General features: G+C 38.0%; 19 protein-coding genes and 1 pseudogene. 11 read left to right on the forward strand and 9 right to left on the reverse strand.

Translation table 11 applies throughout. The features are described 5' to 3' along the window. Positions 1-95: 95 nt before the first annotated feature. The 3 genes from DK866_RS16995 to DK866_RS17005 are packed head-to-tail and all read left to right on the forward strand — an operon-like array spanning position 96 to position 3,373. Positions 96-1,097, forward strand: a complete 1,002-nt coding sequence (locus DK866_RS16995; RefSeq protein ID WP_109409853.1) for a glycosyltransferase family 9 protein — start codon at positions 96-98, stop codon at positions 1,095-1,097. Between the two features lie 3 nt (positions 1,098-1,100). Then, positions 1,101-2,204 (forward strand): glycosyltransferase family 4 protein, encoded by a 1,104-nt coding sequence (locus DK866_RS17000; protein WP_109409854.1) that lies wholly within the window; start codon positions 1,101-1,103, stop codon positions 2,202-2,204. Then, complete coding sequence (locus DK866_RS17005; protein ID WP_109409874.1) at positions 2,204-3,373, forward strand: glycosyltransferase family 4 protein; 1,170 nt, start codon at positions 2,204-2,206, stop codon at positions 3,371-3,373. The genes DK866_RS17000 and DK866_RS17005 overlap by 1 nt, the downstream gene beginning before the upstream one ends. Position 3,374: 1 nt before the next feature. On the opposite strand, the gene rfaL is transcribed toward DK866_RS17005, so the two are convergent. Further along, positions 3,375-4,634, reverse strand: coding sequence for an O-antigen ligase RfaL (gene rfaL / locus DK866_RS17010; protein WP_109409855.1), 1,260 nt, complete (start codon positions 4,632-4,634; stop codon positions 3,375-3,377). Between the two features lie 99 nt (positions 4,635-4,733). Here rfaL and mutM point away from each other — a divergent pair, with 99 nt between their 5' ends. Then, positions 4,734-5,558, forward strand: coding sequence for a bifunctional DNA-formamidopyrimidine glycosylase/DNA-(apurinic or apyrimidinic site) lyase (gene mutM / locus DK866_RS17015; RefSeq protein ID WP_109409856.1), 825 nt, complete (start codon positions 4,734-4,736; stop codon positions 5,556-5,558). On the opposite strand, the gene coaD is transcribed toward mutM, so the two are convergent. The 3 genes from coaD to waaA are packed head-to-tail and all read right to left on the reverse strand — an operon-like array spanning position 5,555 to position 8,086. Further along, positions 5,555-6,040: a pantetheine-phosphate adenylyltransferase gene (coaD, locus tag DK866_RS17020; protein ID WP_109409857.1), complete on the reverse strand. Its 486-nt coding sequence runs from the start codon at positions 6,038-6,040 to the stop codon at positions 5,555-5,557. The genes mutM and coaD overlap by 4 nt on opposite strands. Next, entirely contained in the window at positions 6,030-6,809 is a 780-nt protein-coding gene (locus DK866_RS17025; protein ID WP_109409858.1) for a glycosyltransferase family 2 protein, read from the reverse strand. Before DK866_RS17025 ends, coaD begins: the two co-directional genes overlap by 11 nt. Next, positions 6,809-8,086, reverse strand: a complete 1,278-nt coding sequence (gene waaA, locus DK866_RS17030) for a lipid IV(A) 3-deoxy-D-manno-octulosonic acid transferase (protein WP_109409859.1) — start codon at positions 8,084-8,086, stop codon at positions 6,809-6,811. The genes DK866_RS17025 and waaA overlap by 1 nt, the downstream gene beginning before the upstream one ends. Positions 8,087-8,287: 201 nt before the next feature. On the opposite strand from waaA, the gene rfaQ reads away from it, so the two are divergent. Genes rfaQ through DK866_RS17055 form a run of 5 tightly spaced genes read left to right on the forward strand, consistent with a single transcriptional unit; the run spans position 8,288 to position 13,647 of the window. Then, entirely contained in the window at positions 8,288-9,352 is a 1,065-nt protein-coding gene (gene rfaQ / locus DK866_RS17035) for a putative lipopolysaccharide heptosyltransferase III (RefSeq protein ID WP_109409860.1), read from the forward strand. Further along, on the forward strand, positions 9,349-10,479 hold the full coding sequence (locus tag DK866_RS17040) for a glycosyltransferase family 4 protein (RefSeq protein WP_109409861.1): 1,131 nt from the start codon (positions 9,349-9,351) through the stop codon (positions 10,477-10,479). Before rfaQ ends, DK866_RS17040 begins: the two co-directional genes overlap by 4 nt. Continuing rightward, on the forward strand, positions 10,476-11,576 hold the full coding sequence (locus DK866_RS17045) for a glycosyltransferase (RefSeq protein WP_109409862.1): 1,101 nt from the start codon (positions 10,476-10,478) through the stop codon (positions 11,574-11,576). Before DK866_RS17040 ends, DK866_RS17045 begins: the two co-directional genes overlap by 4 nt. A 39-nt stretch (positions 11,577-11,615) precedes the next feature. Continuing rightward, entirely contained in the window at positions 11,616-12,578 is a 963-nt protein-coding gene (locus DK866_RS17050; RefSeq protein WP_109409863.1) for a polysaccharide deacetylase family protein, read from the forward strand. Position 12,579: 1 nt separating this feature from the next. Continuing rightward, positions 12,580-13,647: a glycosyltransferase family 9 protein gene (locus DK866_RS17055; RefSeq protein WP_109409864.1), complete on the forward strand. Its 1,068-nt coding sequence runs from the start codon at positions 12,580-12,582 to the stop codon at positions 13,645-13,647. Between the two features lie 37 nt (positions 13,648-13,684). Here DK866_RS17055 and DK866_RS17060 read toward each other — a convergent pair whose 3' ends face one another. From DK866_RS17060 to rfaD, 4 genes are read right to left on the reverse strand one after another with little or no spacing between them, the layout of a single operon-like run. After that, entirely contained in the window at positions 13,685-14,422 is a 738-nt protein-coding gene (locus DK866_RS17060; RefSeq protein WP_162557026.1) for a glycosyltransferase family 25 protein, read from the reverse strand. A 4-nt stretch (positions 14,423-14,426) separates the two neighbouring features. After that, entirely contained in the window at positions 14,427-15,392 is a 966-nt protein-coding gene (gene rfaC / locus DK866_RS17065) for a lipopolysaccharide heptosyltransferase RfaC (RefSeq protein WP_109409866.1), read from the reverse strand. Further along, the gene (gene rfaF / locus DK866_RS17070) at positions 15,389-16,438 is read right to left on the reverse strand and encodes an ADP-heptose--LPS heptosyltransferase RfaF (RefSeq protein WP_109409867.1); all 1,050 of its coding nucleotides are present in this window, start codon (positions 16,436-16,438) and stop codon (positions 15,389-15,391) included. Before rfaF ends, rfaC begins: the two co-directional genes overlap by 4 nt. A gap of 9 nt (positions 16,439-16,447) precedes the next feature. Beyond that, positions 16,448-17,386 carry an ADP-glyceromanno-heptose 6-epimerase gene (gene rfaD / locus DK866_RS17075; RefSeq protein WP_109409868.1) on the reverse strand — a complete coding sequence of 313 codons (939 nt, stop codon included), beginning with the start codon at positions 17,384-17,386 and terminating at the stop codon, positions 16,448-16,450. A 271-nt stretch (positions 17,387-17,657) separates the two neighbouring features. Here rfaD and DK866_RS17080 point away from each other — a divergent pair, with 271 nt between their 5' ends. Both DK866_RS17080 and tdh read left to right on the forward strand, forming a co-directional pair. Then, a complete protein-coding gene (locus DK866_RS17080) occupies positions 17,658-18,857 on the forward strand; it encodes a glycine C-acetyltransferase (RefSeq protein WP_109409869.1) in 1,200 nt (399 codons plus the stop codon). 9 nt (positions 18,858-18,866) lie between these two features. Then, positions 18,867-19,892 (forward strand): L-threonine 3-dehydrogenase, encoded by a 1,026-nt coding sequence (gene tdh / locus DK866_RS17085; protein WP_109409870.1) that lies wholly within the window; start codon positions 18,867-18,869, stop codon positions 19,890-19,892. Positions 19,893-19,934: 42 nt separating this feature from the next. On the opposite strand, the pseudogene DK866_RS17090 reads toward tdh, so the two are convergent. Continuing rightward, positions 19,935-20,867 (reverse strand): annotated as a pseudogene (locus DK866_RS17090) (IS3 family transposase); the annotation flags it as partial.

Raw genomic sequence — 20,867 nt, forward strand, 5'->3', positions numbered from 1 at the left:
AACTTAGTGTATTCATCTTATTGATGAATATTTGTAATACTTTTTAGTGTATAGTCTGAGAAGTAAATGTATCATTTAAGCCAAATAAAAAGCACATGGACCCAAATAATATATTGGTTATAGCGATAGCCCGTTTCGGTGATACATTACTTATCACACCGGTTATCCATGCATTAAAACAGCGTTGGCCTAATGCTCATATTCATGTGCTTGCACATAAACGTAGTGCATGCATTCTTGAGCATAATCCTGATATTGATTGTATTAGGCATTTTTCTAAAAAAAGAGCTATTTGGGCAGGCTGGTTACCTCATAAGCCTTATGATTTAGCGCTAGTATATGGCAATGATAGTGAGTTGGTGAACTATGCACGTCGTCAATCTCACCATACTGTGGCTTTTTCTGATAAGTCGCAACAGCAAACTGATGTGACTTGGGTTGAACGTCCCAAATTGCCGATGGTTGCACAAAAAGAACGTGCCTTATTAATTAATGCGTTAGGGATTTATCCGAGTTGTTGGCAGTTACGTTACTTTATCAGTGATGAAGAAGCGAGTTTTGCACAACAATTTTTAAAAGATAATTCATTAATTAATAAGAGTATTATTGGTTTTCAATTACAGAGCTTTCCGGCTAAGGCCTATAGAGATTGGCCAGTGGAAAATTTTCTACAATTAGCAAAGCAGATAATTTCCCATGACGCGAGTACGTATTTCTTGCTATTAGGTAGTAAGGAAAGTGAACAACTCTCCATTGATTTAGCTAAAAAAATGGGTGAAGAGCGCTGTTTAGCCTTAGCTGGTCGAGTTTCAATGCGACAAAATGCGGCAATTATGGCAAATTTATTGCTTTATGTAGGGGTAGATACAGGGCCTACACATTTAGCAGGGGCTTTAGATATCCCAATGGTGGCGTTATACCATAGCTATCACCCAGGATGCTATTTAGCGCCATTACAACATTCTTGTTGTCAGGTTATCCAACACCCAACCTCGTTGGAAAATGCTCGTCGCGAAGACAATATGGCTGAAATATCAGTTGAAGAAGTGTGGAATGCAGTGCGTAATATCATTGATGGAATGAAGGTGAAAAAGTAATTCATGAAGATCGGTATAATTGATGTCACAATCACCATGTCTTATGGCGGGATCCAAACAGCGGTTTGGGAACTGGCTAAGCAATTGCATGATGCTGGACATGAAGTTCATCTTTATGGTGGTAATGGCGATATTCGACACAATCTGGCAGGACGCCAAATACAGGTTCACACTTACCCTTATACCCCAAGAGATAAAGTGATTGATCTTGGTGGGCGTTTTCGTCGTATTGTTGAGCGTTATACTTTTGCGCGACATGCCAAAAAAGAGGTGATCAGCCAACATTTTGATTGGGTGATTTTAACGAAGCCTTTTGATTTTTTTTGGCCTTCTATGATGCCTAAATCATCATCAACTCGCTTTTGTTATATGAGTGGGGGAACCAGTTTTTTTAAAGGCGATCGCAGGTTAGGTAAAAAGATTTCAGCATGGGTTGCATGTAGCCACTTTAATGCTTGGCAAATCCAACATCATTTTAAGCAGTTTCCAAACGTGATTTATAATGGTGTGGATATTGAAAAGTTTAAACCTATGACTACGTCATTGCGTGAACAATTAGGGATCAATGAGTCTACTTTTTTACTTTCATTTGCAGGACGGTTAGTGGGTTGGAAGGGCTTGAGTGTCGCAATTGATGCCATCGAGCAGTTAAAAGACGAAGATGTTAAACTTCTGATTATCGGTGCGGGTGATGATCTTGAGCGATTAAAAAAGAAAGCAATTTCTAAAGGTATTGCAGAACAAGTTATTTTTCATCAACCTGTCGAACATAACGTATTACCAGAATTTTATGCAGCAAGTGACGCAGGTATTTTTCCGAGTACGGGAGATGAAGCTTTCGGTATTACGATTGCAGAAGCGATGGCGTGTGCAAAGCCTGTTATTGCAAGCCATATCGGGGGTATTCCTGAGGTGGTAGGTAATGAAGGTACCGCTGGGGTTCTCGTCGCACCAGGTAATGCCGATGAAATTGTGATGGCGATTAATCATCTGCGCACATTACCAGATAGAGGTAAAAGCATGGGAGAGCTGGCTCGTCTACGCATTGAATCACGTTATACTTGGCAACACTCTGCGCAACGTTTATTACAGGCATTGGCGTCATAATTATGAAAATTGCCTATCTTGATCCTTATCCAGTGCCTGACTTACGTGTGGCTTCATTACAAATTTTACAAAATGTGGATGCATTTGCTCGAGCCGGTGCTCAAGTGACATTAGTCACACCTAAAGGGCAATATCGAGATAGTGATATATTAGGTCGTTCAATTCATACTAATGCGAGTTTAGTTTCTTTAAGAGATATTCGCCGTAAATGGTATTTTCCATTTAATTCACAAAAACTTTTCTCATTACAGATCACTCGCTGGGTAAAGCAAAATAACGTTGATGCGTTGTTTACCCGTAATTTAAAACTAGCTTGTTATCTTTGTGAAAATTATCCAGAAATTCCTCTCTTTTTTGAAAGCCATGAAATTTTCGCTCAATCTTTTGCAGAGTCTCATTCATTTGAGAAAAAAAAGAATCGTGCTAAATATCATAAGCTATTAAAAATGGAGAAATTAGTTTACAGCCGAGCGACGGGCATTTTTGTTCTTACTTCATTGTTAAGAGATGATATTGTTTCGCAGTATCAAGTTACTACGCCAATAACAGTGGTTCCTGATGGCGTTGATTTACATGCTGTGGCTGATTATCAGGTCAAGCCGTTAATTTCTGAGAAAAACTTTACTGAGGTATTGTATTTAGGGAGTTTGCATAAATGGAAAGGCATTCCAACCATGATGCGAGCAATGAAATATCTTGATAATGCACGACTTAATATTGCGGGTGGTACACCAGAACAGATTGAAGGATTAACTTTATTAGCTCAAGAAATGGATGTAAAAGGTAAAGTAAATTTCTTGGGATTTATTGATCCAAAAAAACGCTTTGAAGCAATTGGTCAACACGATATCTGTGTACTTCCGCTTACATTAACTAGCATTGGAAGTCGTTACACTTCACCTCTTAAGTTATTTGAATATATGGCGATGGAAAAACCTGTAGTAATTTCAGATTTTCCTTCAATTCGTGATGTTGTGGATGAGAAAGCGGTGAGTTTCGCCGATAGTGGTGATGCGCAGAGTTTTGCAAAACAGATAATACAGCTAAGAGAAAACCCGCAACGAGCTAAAGAAAAAACAACTCATGCCCGCTCTCTAGTTGAAAACTATTACAACTGGGATAAGCGGGCAGAGACTATATTAAAAACAATAGAGAAGTTAATTAAGTAACCTATTGTTGTTTATCTGATGACGTTACTGATTGATAATTTAGTAGTGAGTGGCGTAATGCCAACATTAATCCCACCAAAATACCCACCTGATTGATATACGCATTTTCAAATAACCCTCGTAGTATATAGACACCTAAGAAGGACATCAGTAATACTAGAGAAGCTTGACGAATAATCCCTTGGTTTTTTCTTATTAGCTGGATACCTTGGGCTATTATTGAAGTGCAAAAATAAAGAATACCAAATAATCCTAAAATACCACCTGCAAACCAAAAGGCTAAAAAGATATTATGGGGGCCAATGGATTTTTTAAATACCCAATTTTTATGGTTTTTGACTCGTTCATTATAAATATTATGGTAAAGCTGATTACCGTAGCCATAGCCTTTTATGGGTTGTTCTAAAATAAGATCTAAAGCAGAGCCTTGGGTGCCATTATCAAAACGTAATCCACTATTGGTTTGAGTTAATTTATGTTGAAGAAATTTACTAACAATGGGATTTTTTGGTAAGTTTGTCACCCCAATCAGTAACAGGACACAAGTTAATGTACTTATTATCATCAATAACCATTGGCGATTAATAACTAAGATAAGTAATGCAGCGATTGCTAATGCGATCCATGCACCTCTTGCTAAGGTGCCTAACATAATAAAAATAAATGATAAGCTGACAAGAGCTAATAATAGCCAACTAATAACATAGTGTTTTTTTTGTAAAGCCCATAGAGCTAATATAACGGGAAAGAAAAAAAGTAATGCATAAGATACTTCACGATGTAGTCGCTGACTTTTTTTTGTAAATGCTAAAATATTTTTCTGATACTCCAAATAATACTGCACTAACTCCTTTGCCATAATTACCAATAACCCAATTGCAAAAGCCACCATCACCATCTTGGCAATATCAGCAGGTTTCTCTTTGTACAGCACAATTGGGAAGGTAACGGCAAAAAGCAGTAATCCATTGAGTATCGGCTTATTAATCTCTTTTATACTAATGCTGGGCTCGACAGAAATTAGTATGGAATAACCAATCACCAGCAATAAAAACAGCAGTGAGAATGACAGATTATTTTTAAATATTTTACAGATAGCCTTAAAATCACGTACCAAATACCACAGCGCTGTTGCACCAATTAATCCCATCACAATATTTTTATAACGGGTGATATCTGGTAAGTAGATCAATATAATGTAAAGCCCAATAATGGATAAATTCCAAAGGGATTTTTTACTATAGTCTTTAAACAACATCATAATAATCTGCTATCGTCCTTTCTACTTTTAGGGAAACTGATCATACAATAAAAATGATGTTATCGCTGTATCTCTTATCTGATAATAATGGAGCCACCTGTGCCTGAATTGCCAGAAGTCGAAACCAGTCGCCGAGGTATTGAACCTCACATTGTGGGCAATGTATTGCACTATGCCATTGTGCGTAATAGTAAATTACGCTGGCCCGTTTCTGAAAAAATAAAAACCTTACTTGATGAGCCTATTTTAAGTGTGAAGCGTCGCGCTAAGTACTTGCTAATAGAACTTAATACTGGGTGGATCATAATCCATTTGGGGATGTCAGGAAGTGTGCGTATTTTATTAGAGGAACAGCCTGAGGAAAAACACGATCATATCGATTTGGTTTTTCGGGATGGTAAAGTATTGCGCTATACCGATCCACGACGCTTTGGTGCTTGGTTATGGTGTGAAGATTTGACAACCAGCTCAGTATTAGCCCATTTAGGACCAGAGCCGCTTTCTGATAAATTTAATGCCGAATACCTATATCAACAGTCGAAAAATAAAAAAACAGCTATTAAACCGTGGTTAATGGATAATAAATTAGTTGTTGGTGTCGGCAATATTTATGCTAACGAGGCGCTATTTTCATCGGGCATTATGCCTGATAGAAAAGCCAATAGCTTAACGCAAGAAGAGTGTAAGGTTCTTGTTACGGCGATCAAACGAGTATTGACTCGCTCAATTGAGCAAGGTGGCACAACACTTAAAGATTTTTTGCAGTCTGATGGTAAGCCCGGTTATTTTGCACAAGAGCTCTTTGTTTATGGGCGTAAAGACAAACCTTGTTTGATTTGTGGGCAACAGATTGAAAGTATAAAGCAAGGGCAACGTAGCACATTTTTCTGCCGACATTGCCAACATGGTGACAACGAGCGTTAAATTTTGCCGAGTTTTTTTAGCATTGCAGTGGTGACAACTTCAGGTAAAAACGTAGAAACATCACCGTCATGGCGTGCCACATCTTTAATTAAAGATGAAGAGACAAAAGAAAGGTTTTGAGATGGTAGTAAAAATACACTATCAAGATCAGGTGCAAAATGACGGTTCATATTCGCCAGTTGCCATTCATATTCAAAGTCAGAAACGCTACGTACACCACGAATTAAAATCGTTGCTTGTTGCTGTTTGGCAAAATTTGCCATTAGCTCACTAAAACCCACCACTTCAACATTGGGTAAATGATCTGTGACTTCTCTGGCTAAATTGACGCGTTCTTCTAAGGTAAACATCGGATTTTTACGGGCGCTATCAGCAATAGCTAATAAAACGGTATCAAACATACCTGCTGCACGAGTTAATATATCAATATGCCCATAAGTGATAGGATCAAAGGTTCCGGGGTAGATAGCTTTATTTTTCATGATTTACCGTCTTCTGGCTGAGTTCCCATAAAGAAGCGTATTTATTAAAGGTATACTGTGCATTAACAAATGCCAGCACTAATCCCTGTTTCCCGTCTAAAAAACCCATTCTTAACAACCAAGTCTTAAAAAAGGCACCTAACGTATGACTTAAGATGGAGCCATAACGGGTTCTTTTACCTTGTTGATAACGCTGTTTTGCCCATTCGGTGGCATATTTTAGCTGTTTTTGCTGAAACTCCATTAAATCACGGCAAGTTAGATGTAAAAGATCACCTTGCAATGTTTTGACTGTTGCGCCTTGAGTTTCTAACGATTCATGAACTAAGTTATTGTTGTATTGATAATGTTCACGAGCATATAAACGTGTGACTTTATCGGGATACCAACCGCTGTGTTTCATAAACCGACCCATAAACAAGTTACGGCGAGCACAGTTATAAACCACATTTTCTTCAGGTTGTTGCAGTATCGCGAGGATACTGTTTTTTAGCTCAGGAGTGACACGTTCGTCACTATCGATCATAAAAATATAATCACCCGTGGCATATTGCTGCGCCAATTGACGTTGCTTACCAAAACCTGGCCACTCACTGTTGACAAAAACTTTTGCCCCTTTCTCTGTCGCAATACGACAGGTGTCATCTTGGCTTCCTGAATCCAATACAATGATTTCATCAGCCCATTGTATGGAGTCTAAGCATTCACCAATGACATCAGCAACATTTTTACTGATCATCACCACAGAAAGGCGCTTACTCTGGCTCATTAGTGACTCCGAGGGGGAAGATAGGGTGAAAGTAAGGTGAGTAAACGTAGTAATGCACCTTGATTTTCATGAAGCACTTCAACAGCATGGCGACCATAATAACGGCGATAATCTTCATCATTAAGCAGTGAGGCGATCGCGGTTGCCATCGATTGACTGTCCGTGACAGTAATTAACCCTTCAGCTTGATCGAGTTTGGCACAGATATTTTTAAAATTAAAAGTATGAGGCCCCATAATAACGGGGATAGCATGAGCTGCGGCCTCTAAAGGATTATGACCACCTCGCTCGACTAAACTTCCCCCCACAAAAGCCAGATCTGCAATGCCATAGAGCAACATCAGTTCACCCATAGTGTCGCCAATAACGACTTGAGTTTGTGCATCAGGAACAGCATCAGTACTGCGTAAGGTATACTTTAATCCCGCATCGCGTGTTAATTGTTCAGCTTTAGGAAAACGTTCTGGGTGTCGAGGAACTAAAATTAATAAAAGTTGTGGAAATTGTGTCAGAAGCTTTTTATGTGTCTCTAAAATAATGGTTTCTTCACCTTCATGCGTACTGGTTGCAATCCAAACAGGGCGGTGAGCTGCCCACTGGCGACGTAAAGCAACGGCTCTTGCGGCTAATTCTGGGGTGACAGAAATATCAAATTTTAGGCTACCTGTAACATGTAAATGTGAACGTTTAAGCCCTAATTCGATAAAACGCTCACCATCTTCTTGGTTTTGAGCTGCAATTAAGGTGATTTTTTGGAGCATTGTTTTGACAAAACTACCTAATTTCTGATAACCCGCCGCAGAGCGTTCTGATAAACGAGCATTGGCAATAATCAACGGAATTTTTCGTTGATGCAGTTTTGAAATCAGATTAGGCCACAATTCTGTTTCCATAATGATAACCAATTTGGGATCGACCGTTTTAAGAAAACGATTAACTGAGCCTGGTAAATCATAAGGAAGATAGACATGGTAAACATCATCACCAAACGCAGAACGCACACGCTCTGAACCTGTCGGAGTCATGGTAGTGACTGTTATAGGTAAATCAGGATAGTGATGGCGAAGGGCACGAACAAGCGGTACTGCGGCGAGAGTTTCACCCACAGAGACGGAATGCAATAATATCCCTTGAGGCACGACTTTGCCTTTGCAAAAGCCATAGCGCTCTCCCCACCGTTTTCGGTAGGCGGGTGCTTTACGGCTGCGTAATAAAAGACGCAACCAAATCAGAGGTTGAATAAGGTAAAGAAGTACCTGATATAAACGCAACAACATGCTATCAAATTCACTTATCTGGACGAACGCTTATAGTATCACACTGTGTAGTAGAAAGTGTGTAAAAACAAACGTTGTGGCATTAAACAACGCGGTATAATGCTTTTTTATTAATTTTAACAGGCTTTATTCAGGAAACTTGATAGAATTTTTTTTATAATCAAATCACATTGCTAATTATTCAAGTCCATTTGGAATATGATGAGTGAAAAAATGAAGTTAATACAAAGGGTTCTTATTATTAAGTTACGACATCATGGTGATACTTTGTTGATTACCCCTGTTATTAATACATTAAAAGCTAACTTTCCAAATGCTGACGTTGATATCTTAATCAATAAAGAAACGATGCCAATGATCGAGCATTTTTCCTCTATTCATCATATCTTTGTACTAGACAAAGCATGGAAAAATGAAGGGAAGCTGGCAAGGTTACGCCATGAATGGAAGTTAATAACCGATTTAAGAAATCAACAATATGATGTTGTTATAAACTTAGCTGATCAATGGAACAGTGCAATAATAACTCGTTTTACGGGGGCTAAAATTCGTGTTGGATATGATATTTATAAACGTCAGAGCCCTATCTGGAAAAAATGTTTTACCCATTTGATCCCGCTAGGCTCTGTAGATGAAAAACATATTGTTGAGCAAAATTTAGCGCTCTTGCAACCATTACAGTTACCTAAAATAGATACTCAAGTATCAATGGCGTACAGTGAACAAGATAAATATATTGTTACCGAAAAATTAAAAGTACATAAAGTATTGAGTAGTTATATTGTTATTCAACCTACATCTCGATGGTTTTTTAAATGTTGGGATGAAAATAAATGGTCGAAATTAATTGATGCTTTAGAACAAGAAGGAAATCAAATTGTTTTAACATCTGGCCCCGATCCAAGAGAGCAAGAGATGGTTGAAACTATAATTAAAGGGTGTACTTCAAATAGTGTGGTTTCATTATCAGGACAACTCTCTTTACCGCAACTTGCTGCGTTAATTGATCATGCTCGTTTATTTATTGGGGTTGATTCCGTTCCCATGCATATGGCCACAGCACTTAAAACCCCCCTTATTGCACTCTTTGGGCCATCAAAATTATTTCATTGGTCACCATGGGAACATATTGGCGAAGTGTTATGGGCGGGAAATTATGGTGAACTCCCCGATCCTGATGATGTCAATACCAACACACAAACGCGTTATCTAAGTTTAATACCTGTCGAAGATGTACTGAATGCCGTAAGGGGACAACTAAAATGAATTCATTCCGATTGGCTATAGTGCGTCAAAAATACCGACCTGATGGAGGCGCTGAACGATTTGTTTCTCGAGCACTTGAGGCATTAGATAATCAATCTGTAGAACTTAATGTGATCACGCGTTCATGGATTGGTGCAGTACAACCTCAGTGGCATATTCATATTGTCAACCCAATGAAATGGGGGCGAATTAGCCGTGAAAAAGGCTTTGCTCGAGCAGCAAGACAATGTTGGCAAAAAGAAAAGTTCGATTTAGTACAAAGCCATGAACGTATTGCAGGATGCGATATTTATCGTGCAGGAGATGGTGTTCATCACCGCTGGTTATTACAACGTTCGCGTGTTTTAAGCCCATTACGTAGCCAATTATTGCTTAATAGTTGTTATCACCGCTATGTAATGAAGGCTGAAAAAGAGATGTATCATTCACCAGAACTAAAACGCGTTATATGTAATTCAGAGATGGTAAAACGTGAAGTGATGGAAGACTTTGGAATTGAAAGTGAGCGCATTAGCGTAATTTATAATGCGATTGATAATCAGCGATTTTTTCCAGCAACAACACTTTATCGTGAGCAATTACGCCAGCAATACCATATTTCTGTTGAAGCAAAATGTTTTATTTATGTGGGTTCTGGGTTTGAACGTAAAGGCTTAAAAGCGGCCATAGAAGCAATCAGTTGTACAAGTGCACATTTGATTGTGGTTGGACAAGATAAAGAGCAGAAAAAATATCAGCAACTTGCTCATCAATTAAAAAGTCATGATCGAGTTCATTTTTTAGGTGTGCAAAAAGACACCTTACCTTTATATCAAATGGCAGATGGTTTATTGTTACCCACTTTATATGATCCTTTTCCTAATGTTGTTTTAGAAGCAATGGCATGTGGTTTACCTGTGATCACTAGTTATACTTGCGGTGGCTCTGAATTTATTGAGCAAGGTGTTAATGGTTTTGTCACTGATGCACTAGATATTTCGGCAATGGTCAGTGCAATAGAGACAATTTCTGCCGATAATCTTGATAATAGAATGTCTAAAGCTGCCCGAAATAAGATATTGCCTTATACGCCAGAGCATTTATCTCAACAACTGATTGGGCTTTACCAAAAGGTTCTTAGTTTATGAAGGAACATATCCTTTTTATTATTGATGGATTACCTGGTGGTGGTGCTGAAAATGTCACTATCAGGTTATGTCATGGTTTAAGCCAACGTGGTTATACCGTTACGTTACTCTCTTTAGCTGAAAAATGTGATTATTCTATTCCCGCTAATATTGAATTATTGATTGATGCAGATAGTTACCGTGGGTTGTTTCATCGACAAACTGAACTGAAACGTCGGGCAAAATCAATGGATAATACGCTAAAATCGTTATTTGCACGTAAAGGTATTCCATCACTTGTTGTTTCGAATTTGCATAAGACAGATAGGATTGTTGCTTTATCTAAAGAGCTGGCAGATAAAAATACGTGGTATTGCATTCATGGTATATTTTCCCAATCTTATTTAGGTAATAAAACCGGTTTTTCTCGTTGGTTAAAACAAAAGAAGATCCAAAAAGTATATCAAGGGAAAAATATTATTACGGTTTCCAATGCGGCAGGGCAGGATTTGATCCAAAATGTGGGAGTATCACCACAACAATTAAAAACAATTTATAATCCGTTTGATATTCAAGAAATTAGAAATTTAGCTTTAGAAAATAATTCTTATCAAGGGCAAGATTATTTACTACATATTGGTCGTTTTCATGAAGTTAAACGACATGACAGATTATTAGAAGCATTTGCGCTAGCGGATTTACCTTGTAAATTATTTATTGCAGGACAAGGCTCTTCTGAAGTGACAACTAAAATTAAAAATAAAATAGCAGAGCTTAATTTAGAAGATAAAGTGAGTTTAATTGGTTTTTTAGCAAACCCATTTGCTGTTATTAATGATGCAAAAGCGGTTGTTTTAAGCTCTGACAGCGAAGGTTTAGGCAATGTGTTGGTTGAATCTTTGATTTGTAATACACCGATTGTGAGTACCAATTGTCCTGGTGGTATTGGTGAAATTATGGAAGGTGAGCTTGCTAATTATAAAGCAGAGCTAAATGCAGCATCGTTAGCCGAAAAGATACGATTGGTTTATTTTACGCCACCTGAAATTACACCAGAAATGTACCAAAAATTTGATATTGATGAAGTGATTGATCAGTATATATCACTTATTAAGTAATAAAGTTATTTATTTCTAAAGAAGGCGTAAGGTATTTCAATGACTAAACCAGCATTTATTATCACATTAGATACCGAAGGTGATAATCTTTGGGAAAATAAGGGTGAGATCACCACTCAAAATACGCACTTTCTTCCCCGTTTTCAGCAACTTTGCGAGCGTTTTCATTTTAAACCTGTCTGGCTAACAAACTATGAAATGGTAATGGATGATGCCTATATTGAGTTTGCTCGTGATGTTATTGCGCGTAATACCGGTGAAATTGGTATGCACTTACATGCTTGGAATAGCCCACCATTAACGCCTTTAACAGATGATGATTTACGTTATCAGCCTTATTTAATTGAATACCCCAAAGATCAAATGCGAGAAAAAATCGCATTAATGACTGAATTACTTGAAGAGAAACTGCAAACCAAAATGTTAAGCCACCGTGCGGGGCGTTGGGCATTTAATGAGATTTATGCACAACTTTTAGTTGAGTTTGGTTATCAAGTTGATTGCTCTGTCACGCCTAAAGTAGATTGGCGTTTTACAAAAGGCGATCCGGCACAAGTAGGTGGAACAAATTATACCGATTTTCCAAGCCATGCTTATTTTATGGACTTACAGGATATCACTAAAGCTGGAAATTCATCATTGCTAGAAGTGCCAATGAGTATTCAATATAAGCACTCTCCTTTAATGAATAAAGTTAAGCAAGGTTACGATAAATTAAGAGGTAAGCAAAGAGCCCCTTCAGTAAATTGGCTTCGCCCTAAAGGCGGAAATGCCCAACAGATGATTGAAGTTGCTGAAAAATCCTTAGCTCAAGGCCAGTCTCATATTGAATTTATGTTGCACTCATCTGAATTTATGCCAGGTGGTAGTCCAACATTTCGTACTGAAAAAGATATTGAAGGGTTATATCACGATTTAGAAACGTTATTTAGTTTCTTGTCAGATAAAGTGCAGGGAATGACGTTAGCTGAGTATTATCAAAGTAAGATACAGGCAAAATAAGATGAAGTTAAAGAAATTAAAATGGGTACATAATTTTTTAAATATTTATAACCCACTTTTTGGCAAGATGAAAAAAACAGATACATTTTCATCTGATATTCAATTTAACAGTATTCTTATTTTCTCTACAACAGCGCTGGGGGATTTTATGTTTAATACTCCTGCGATAAGAGCTATTCGTGAACATTACCCTGATGCACATATCACATTAGTTTCTAGCGAAAAAAATAGATTATTAGTTGAAGACTATGAGCAAATAGATAGTGTGGTTTACTGGGATAATAAAATTAGGAACCTACTTCCTATCGCACTACAGGCAAAAAAATATAAACCTGAATTAGCGGTTATATTACATTCACATCTTCCTTACGATGTGTTATTTGCTGTTATGGCAGGTTGTCAGTATATCTTACGTAATACTTATGATGTAATCCCTGAATGGTTTAGAAAATGGATCGTTGCAGAATATAAACCACAATCAGGACATTTTATTCAAAGAAAATTAAATTTATTAAAGTTATTAGATATTACTGAAAAAGATACATCACCAGAGATGGAATTAACTTGTAAATACACTCCTTTGGAAGATTCTAATAAAATTATAATTGGGTTTCAATTAGGAACATCTAGCCCAATTAGAACATGGGGTATTGATAAATTTATTCAATTAGCTGAGAAGTTAATTGAAAGTAATCCTAATACTATTATAAAGCTGATTGGTTCTCCTAGAGAGCTATCTTTATCATCTGTATTTTTGAATAAAGTTAAACCTGAATACAGTAATAAAATTATTGATTTAATAGGAAAAACAACATTACCTGAACTGATTAGTCATATTGATAATATGTCGGTATTAGTTACTGGGGATACAGGGCCTTTGCATATTGCGATTGCCTTAAAAAAACCAACAGTAAGTTTATTTGTTACTGCTGATCCCAAAAACTCAGGCCCTTATCAAGATATGAATATTCATCGAGTTATTAAAAAAGAGCATGATCCAAGTTATGAACACCCAATGGAACAAATAAATACAGATGAAGTATTCAAAGCCATAAACGATATATTGTAAAAATGATTACTATAGGAACTAATAAATTTAGTTATTTTTATGGTCTTATTTTTTTGACCCAACTTCTAATAAATATACGCCATAGTAAAAGTCTAATAGATTCATAAATATTTCTTTTGCGTTTTTGTTTATCAAAATCTGTTAGTAAGGCTCTTGATGTATTTGATATTGTTGAGATATCAGCATGTTCCGTAAATGAGATTGGAGAAGGAACTATAGCTTTTAGGTGAGCAATATTTTTTTCTCTAATCAGTTTCCATTCATCAGCAACTAACCAAACTGGTTGTAAGAATTTGAGTAAATTTTTTGCTGCTAAATTATTTACGCAATAAGAATATGTACCGGATGAATCAATAGCAGTAACGATAGAATATTTTTTGTTTATTCTATTTTTAAAATTATCAATATATTCATTGACTGTTCCTAACATAATAACTTCAGCTTTATTAGGATTGTTATGTTTTGAAATATATTTAAGTATTTCAATTATATCCCTATTTATCTTGATGTCATCCTCTAAAATTAAAGCTATATCATCTCCATTTTCGATAATTTTATTGTATATACATAAATGGCTTAAAGCACACCCTAACTCAGGTAATGTGAGGCGAGTTTTTTCAAAATCAGGGCTTAAGCGTGAGATTTCTTCTTGAGTAAGGTTCTTTCCATAAACAGCAGAAATAAATTCATAGTCTAAATTTAAGTCATCAAGCTGTGCTTTAATTGATGCTTTTCTTTCAACATCTTTTTCTAAATTAACAATATAAATTTTCATATTATTATTCATTACTGTTTAGTTTTATAAAAATATCATTTGCTGAGGTTTGAGAAATATCCCCACCTTCTGCTTTTACAGCCGTTTGAGCTTTACCGTAACCGCCAATTAAGCCGGGATCGGTAGGGCCAAATAGGGTGATATTGGGTTTATCTAATGCAGCCGTTAAATGGCTTAATCCGGTATCCACAGAAACGACGCTTTTAGCACCAGCGATAACCTGAGCCACTTGGGCTAATGACATCTTCGGTAATACATCAACGTAGTCAAAATCTTTTGCTAAGCGAATGGCTCGTTGATGTTCATGCTCTGCACCCCAAGGTAATTTGATGCGCACTCCAGAATCTGCAAGTAGGGCGATTAACTCTCTCCAATGGGATTCAGGCCAATGTTTTTCATCACGCGTAGTTGCGTGTAAAAAGACTAAATAAGGGCGCTCATCAAAGGCGGGAAGTGAGAGAAAATGTTGTGCAATTCCATAATCCCCCTGAGACTGTGGGGTCGGATAATTTAAGCTTAGTGCAAATAGTTGGCGAATTCGTTCAACAGCATGCATTTTTTTACTGACATTGTGGCGAATGTCGTAAAAGAAACTTGCTAAAGGCTCGCGGGCACATTGACGAGAATAACCATGTTTAGTGCCTTTGGCGTATCGAGTCACTAAGAATGCACTTTTCAGTAACCCTTGCGCATCAATAACGGCATCATAATGATGAGCTTGAATAGCGCGGCGAAATTGTGCGCGCTCAGCACGAATAGGGGCACTAAACCAGTTTTTTCGCCAACGGCGTATTGCCACAGGAATAACCGTATCAACGGCTTGATGCCAGCTAGGGATCTGTGCAAAGCCTTCTTCGACTGCCCAATCAAAACGAATATCAGGATAAACATTTATTGCATCAGTTAATGCTGGCAATGTATGTAAGACATCACCCATGGAGGAGGTTTTAACGATTAATACCCGCTTCACGCTGATGGCTCCGTTGACAATAAACTTTCTAATTCAGCAAAAACCTTCTCTGGCTGAATATCAATTAAGCTTTGGTGATAGCCTTGTTCGGCATCCCCTTTACGTACTTTGTGGTAGCCAGTAATTAAACGGATCACGCGCGCTTTATGTGATAAAGGAGGGGTAAAGTCAGGGCTACTTGGGCCATAAAGTGCCACTAACGGACGCTCTAACGCGGCAGCAACATGCATTAAGCCAGAGTCATTACTGACGACCGCTTTACAAGATGCAATTAAATTAACCGCCTGCTCAAGACTGGTTTCGCCAGCAAGATTAAAACACGCTTCACGTGCTTCTGGTGTTAAGGTTTGTTTTATCTCTTCACCCGCTTCTTTATCTTTTTGAGAACCAAATAAGAAGATCTGATAACCTTGCTCAATCAGTTTCTGTGCTAAAGCGGCGTAATGGTAATGAGGCCAACGTTTAGCAGGGCCAAATTCAGCACCTGGGCAAAAACCAATAGCAGGACGTTGAGTAGATAACGAAAATTGATGCAATGTGGTAGAGATATCACTCTCGGTTACGGATAACTTAGGCCATAACAAAGGTTGAGGTAAATCAGTCGCTTTTTGCACCTTTTGTTTGTCATAAGCAAGTGCAACATAGCGTTCAACCATTAAAGGAAATGCGTCTTTGTCTAAAGGTCGTAAATCATTTAATAGCCCATAGCGCATTTCTCCACGCCATCCTGTGCGTTTAGAAATATCTGCAAAGAAAGGGACTAATGCAGACTTAAACGAGTTAGGTAATACATAAGCGTGAGTATAACCTTGCCCTTTTAATTGTTTTCCTAAGCGACGGCGTTCACCAATGGCTAAAGCACCGTGCCCTAATGGCATTGGGATCGCATTATCAACTTCTGGCATTTTTTCCAGTAATGGACGGCACCATGCAGGTGCCATTACATCAATTGTTGCCGCCGGATGTAATGCTTTCAATGTACGATAAAGACTTTGGGACATCATCATATCCCCGACCCATGACGGCCCTACCACAAAGATTTTCATAAACAGTGATTACTTACCTTGATTTAACCATTGCATATAAAGCTCTACGCCTTCAGCAACTGTTTTAAAAGGTGCGGAATAACCTGCTTTACGTAAATTTGTTAGATCAGCTTGAGTAAAGGCTTGATAACGACCTTTCAATTTCTCAGGGAACTCAATATGTTCAATAGAGAGATCTTTATCTTTATGATGAGCAATAACAGCATCGGCAACAGCTTGGAATGATTCCGCACGGCCTGTACCGCAGTTAAAAATACCGGATACATTATTACGCCAGAACCATAAATTAACCGCAGCCACATCTCCAACATAAATAAAATCACGTTGGAAGGTTTCGCTACCTTCAAATAATTTTGGATTTTGGCCCGCATTCACTTGGTTATTTAAATGGAATGCAACACTTGCCATGCCACCTTTATGCCCTTCTCGAGGGCCATAAACATTAAAATAACGGAAGCCACAAATCATCGAATCTGCTTCAGGTAAAATCTGGCGTACATATTCATCAAATAAGAATTTTGAATAGCCGTAGACATTTAAAGGTGCTTCGTATTTTCTATCTTCGATAAAATTATCAGTGCGACCACCATAAGTGGCTGCAGAAGAGGCATATAAGAAAGGAATTTGGCGTTCAAGACAAAAATGAAGTAGCTCTTTAGAATATTGATAGTTGTTATCCATCATATACTTGCCATCCCACTCAGTGGTAGAAGAGCAAGCACCTTCATGGAAAACAGCATCGATATCACCAAAATCATCACCAGCAACAACGCTCGCAATAAAATCTTCCTTATCCATATAATCAGTGATGTTTAGATCAACTAAATTAACGAATTTGGTGCCATCTTTGAGGTTATCAACAACCAAAATATCGGTATAACCTTCATCATTTAATGCTTTAACAATATTGCTGCCGATAAAACCTGCACCGCCCGTGACGATAATCATGTGGCTACCCCTTCATATAAAAATCTTAAAATTAGCTCTAGGTCTATAATAACACTGAACAGCGTTAACGGTAGTATTCATCACGGAACAACAGACTGAAATTCTCAAAAAATGCAGTGTGTATTAGTGATCTTAATTACATAAATAACATTATTTATTTACATTTGTCGTTTTTAATAGAACAAAGGCATAGAATAAGAAACAATATTGACTATATTATAGTCAAACTATTTATGTTTTCGCTTTTCAGCTTGCTGTCTTAGGAGAAAGTATGTCTACTCCCGCATTTTATCAACAAATTAATCAACAACTCGAACAAACTCGTCAAGATGGCCTCTTTAAAAATGAGCGCATCATCACTTCTTCACAAAACGCAGATATCGCAGTTGCTGACGGAAGCCATGTTATTAACTTCTGTGCCAATAACTATTTAGGTCTTGCTAATCACCCAAAATTAATTGAAGCCGCAAAAGCAGGTATGGATAGCCACGGATTTGGTATGGCATCTGTCCGTTTTATTTGTGGTACTCAAGATTCACATAAAACATTAGAAAATAAAATTGCTGAATTTTTGGGAATGGAAGACGCCATTTTGTATTCATCTTGCTTTGATGCCAATGGTGGATTATTTGAAACATTAATGGGCCCAGAAGATGCCATTATTTCTGATGCCTTAAACCATGCGTCTATTATTGATGGTGTGCGTTTATGCAAAGCGAAACGCTATCGCTATGCCAATAACGATATAGTAGAACTTCGCACTCAACTAGAACAAGCCAAAGCAGATAATGCCCGTCATATCATGATCGCCACTGATGGTGTGTTTTCAATGGATGGTGTTATTGCTGATCTAAAATCTATTTGTGATTTAGCTGATGAATTTGGTGCTCTCGTCATGGTTGATGATTCTCATGCCGTGGGTTTTGTAGGGGCACAAGGTCGGGGCACCCATGAATATTGCGATGTAATGGGAAGAGTTGACATTATCACGGGTACTTTAGGTAAAGCGCTAGGTGGTGCTTCTGGTGGTTATACCGCAGCACGTAAAGAAGTCGTTGAGTGGTTACGTCAACGTTCTCGCCCTTATTTATTCTCCAATTCATTAGCCCCTGCAATTGTTTCAGCCTCTATTGCTGTTTTAGATATGCTGAAATCAGGAGATGAAATACGTGCTCGTTTATGGCGCAACGCCTCTCTTTTCCGTGAAAAAATGAGTGCCGCTGGTTTTACATTGGCGGGTGCTGATCATGCCATTATTCCAGTGATGTTAGGTGAAGCTAAATTAGCGCAAGAATTTGCAACTCGTTTACTTGATGAAGGAATTTATGTCACAGGATTCTTCTATCCTGTTGTACCACAAGGGCAAGCACGTATTCGTACGCAAATGTCGGCAGCACACACTACTGAACAAATTGAGCGTGCAGTGGCGGCATTTATCAAAATTGGCAAAGAACTTAATGTGATTGCATAAGGTTACTCTATGAAAGCATTGTCAAAATTAAAAGCACAAGAAGGTATCTGGATGACTGATGTTCCAGTACCTGAACTTGGTCATAACGATGTGATGATCAAAATTCGTAAAACAGCAATTTGTGGCACTGACGTTCATATTTATAACTGGGATGAGTGGTCACAAAAAACAATTCCTGTTCCTATGGTTGTAGGCCATGAATATATCGGCGAAATTGTTGCGATAGGGCAGGAAGTTAAAGGTTTTAATATTGGTGATCGTGTTTCTGGTGAAGGGCATATCACTTGCGGTCATTGCCGTAATTGTCGTGGTGGTCGCACTCATTTATGTCGTAATACTATTGGTGTCGGTGTTAATCGCCCGGGTTGCTTTGCAGAATATCTAGTTATTCCTGCTTTTAATGCGTTTAAAATTCCAGACAACATTCCTGATGAGTTAGCCGCTATTTTTGACCCTTTTGGTAATGCTGTACATACTGCGTTATCTTTTGATTTAGTGGGTGAAGATGTACTGGTCTCTGGCGCTGGCCCTATTGGAATTATGGCCGCTGCAATTTGTAAACATGTTGGGGCTCGTCATGTGGTGATCACTGATGTTAATGAATATCGCCTTGATCTCGCGAAAAAAATGGGTGTTACCCGAGCCGTTAATGTTAGCAAAGAGAACCTGACTGATGTTATGAAAGAGTTGGGTATGACCGAAGGGTTTGACGTAGGTTTAGAGATGTCTGGGGCACCTCCAGCGTTTCGTACTATGCTTAACACCATGAATCATGGCGGTCGCATTGCCCTTTTAGGTATTCCACCTTCCGATATGGCAATTGATTGGGGACAAGTTATCTTTAAGGGGCTGTTTATTAAAGGTATCTATGGTCGTGAAATGTTTGAAACGTGGTACAAAATGGCCGCGCTTATTCAATCAGGTCTTGATCTTACTCCAATTATTACTCATCAATTCCCAATCGATGAATTCCAAAAAGGCTTTGATATCATGCGTTCTGGCCAATCAGGTAAAGTGATTCTAGATTGGCAGTAATGAGTGATCATTTGACTAGTCCTGATATAGGTTGACAACTTTTCAGGCATAAAACGCTCGATGTACTTCATCGGGCGTTTTATAGTTTAACGATAAGTGTGGCCGTTTTTCATTATAGAGTTGAATTGATTCTTCTACTAATTTTCTTGCTTGTTCCAGATTACTCGGTTTTATCAGTAGATACTCCATTTTTAATATTCCATTAATTCGTTCTGCTAAGGCATTTTGATAACAATCATACCCATCAGTCATAGAGCATTGAATATTATGCTCTTTATGTATCTCCTGATATTCCGAAGAACAATACTGTATTCCTCGATCTGAATGATGGATTAACGAAGTTGTCGAAGTTCGTTTTTTTAACGCCAGAACCAACGATTTCTTCACTGAACTTGTTTTCATATTGTCATCTAGATGATATCCCACGATTTTTCGTGAATACGCATCCGTAATTAAACTTAAATAAGTATCACCTTCATGCGTCGATAAATAGGTAATATCTGCTACCCAAAGCTGTTCTGGTTGTGTGGGGATAAACCCCGACTTAATTAAATTTGGATGCCGATAAAAACGATGATGGCTTAAGGTTGTTCGATGATAAGCCCGTTTATTAGGCACCAGTAACTGATGTTCCTTCAATAAAGAAAATAGCCGATCGCGACCAATAACCATCTGTTTTTGCTTTAAAATAAAATGTAATTTACGCCCACCCAGTCGAGGTTGTAAGACTCGTTCAGATTTAACAACATCAATGATGGCTGAATCGGCTTTCTTTCGTTCCTCAGTTCTATCCAGTCTCTTGTAATAAGCCTGTCGGCTGATCTGCATAAAACGGCAAGCGATTGTTACGGTGAGGTTTTTAACCGTTTTTTCTTTAATAACTCGGCTTTGCGCTTTTTTGACAAACGAACTCCAAAGTCTCTATCCATGACTTTAACCACAGCTTCGAAAAAATCGGATTTAAGCCGAGCTTCT

This window comes from Proteus genomosp. 4 str. ATCC 51469 (assembly GCF_003144375.1).
Taxonomy (GTDB): domain Bacteria; phylum Pseudomonadota; class Gammaproteobacteria; order Enterobacterales; family Enterobacteriaceae; genus Proteus.

What these genes read in the sequence shown, in the direction of transcription:
- DK866_RS16995 (WP_109409853.1), top strand. Translation starts at nt 96, where the DNA reads ATGGACCCAAATAATATATTGGTTATAGCGATAGCCCGTTTCGGTGAT.
- DK866_RS17000 (WP_109409854.1), top strand. Translation starts at nt 1,101, where the DNA reads ATGAAGATCGGTATAATTGATGTCACAATCACCATGTCTTATGGCGGG.
- rfaL (WP_109409855.1), bottom strand. Translation starts at nt 4,634, where the DNA reads ATGATGTTGTTTAAAGACTATAGTAAAAAATCCCTTTGGAATTTATCC.
- coaD (WP_109409857.1), bottom strand. Translation starts at nt 6,040, where the DNA reads ATGAAAAATAAAGCTATCTACCCCGGAACCTTTGATCCTATCACTTAT.
- DK866_RS17025 (WP_109409858.1), bottom strand. Translation starts at nt 6,809, where the DNA reads ATGAGCCAGAGTAAGCGCCTTTCTGTGGTGATGATCAGTAAAAATGTT.
- waaA (WP_109409859.1), bottom strand. Translation starts at nt 8,086, where the DNA reads ATGTTGTTGCGTTTATATCAGGTACTTCTTTACCTTATTCAACCTCTG.
- rfaQ (WP_109409860.1), top strand. Translation starts at nt 8,288, where the DNA reads ATGAGTGAAAAAATGAAGTTAATACAAAGGGTTCTTATTATTAAGTTA.
- DK866_RS17040 (WP_109409861.1), top strand. Translation starts at nt 9,349, where the DNA reads ATGAATTCATTCCGATTGGCTATAGTGCGTCAAAAATACCGACCTGAT.
- DK866_RS17045 (WP_109409862.1), top strand. Translation starts at nt 10,476, where the DNA reads ATGAAGGAACATATCCTTTTTATTATTGATGGATTACCTGGTGGTGGT.
- DK866_RS17050 (WP_109409863.1), top strand. Translation starts at nt 11,616, where the DNA reads ATGACTAAACCAGCATTTATTATCACATTAGATACCGAAGGTGATAAT.
- DK866_RS17055 (WP_109409864.1), top strand. Translation starts at nt 12,580, where the DNA reads ATGAAGTTAAAGAAATTAAAATGGGTACATAATTTTTTAAATATTTAT.
- DK866_RS17060 (WP_162557026.1), bottom strand. Translation starts at nt 14,422, where the DNA reads ATGAAAATTTATATTGTTAATTTAGAAAAAGATGTTGAAAGAAAAGCA.
- rfaF (WP_109409867.1), bottom strand. Translation starts at nt 16,438, where the DNA reads ATGAAAATCTTTGTGGTAGGGCCGTCATGGGTCGGGGATATGATGATG.
- rfaD (WP_109409868.1), bottom strand. Translation starts at nt 17,386, where the DNA reads ATGATTATCGTCACGGGCGGTGCAGGTTTTATCGGCAGCAATATTGTT.
- DK866_RS17080 (WP_109409869.1), top strand. Translation starts at nt 17,658, where the DNA reads ATGTCTACTCCCGCATTTTATCAACAAATTAATCAACAACTCGAACAA.
- tdh (WP_109409870.1), top strand. Translation starts at nt 18,867, where the DNA reads ATGAAAGCATTGTCAAAATTAAAAGCACAAGAAGGTATCTGGATGACT.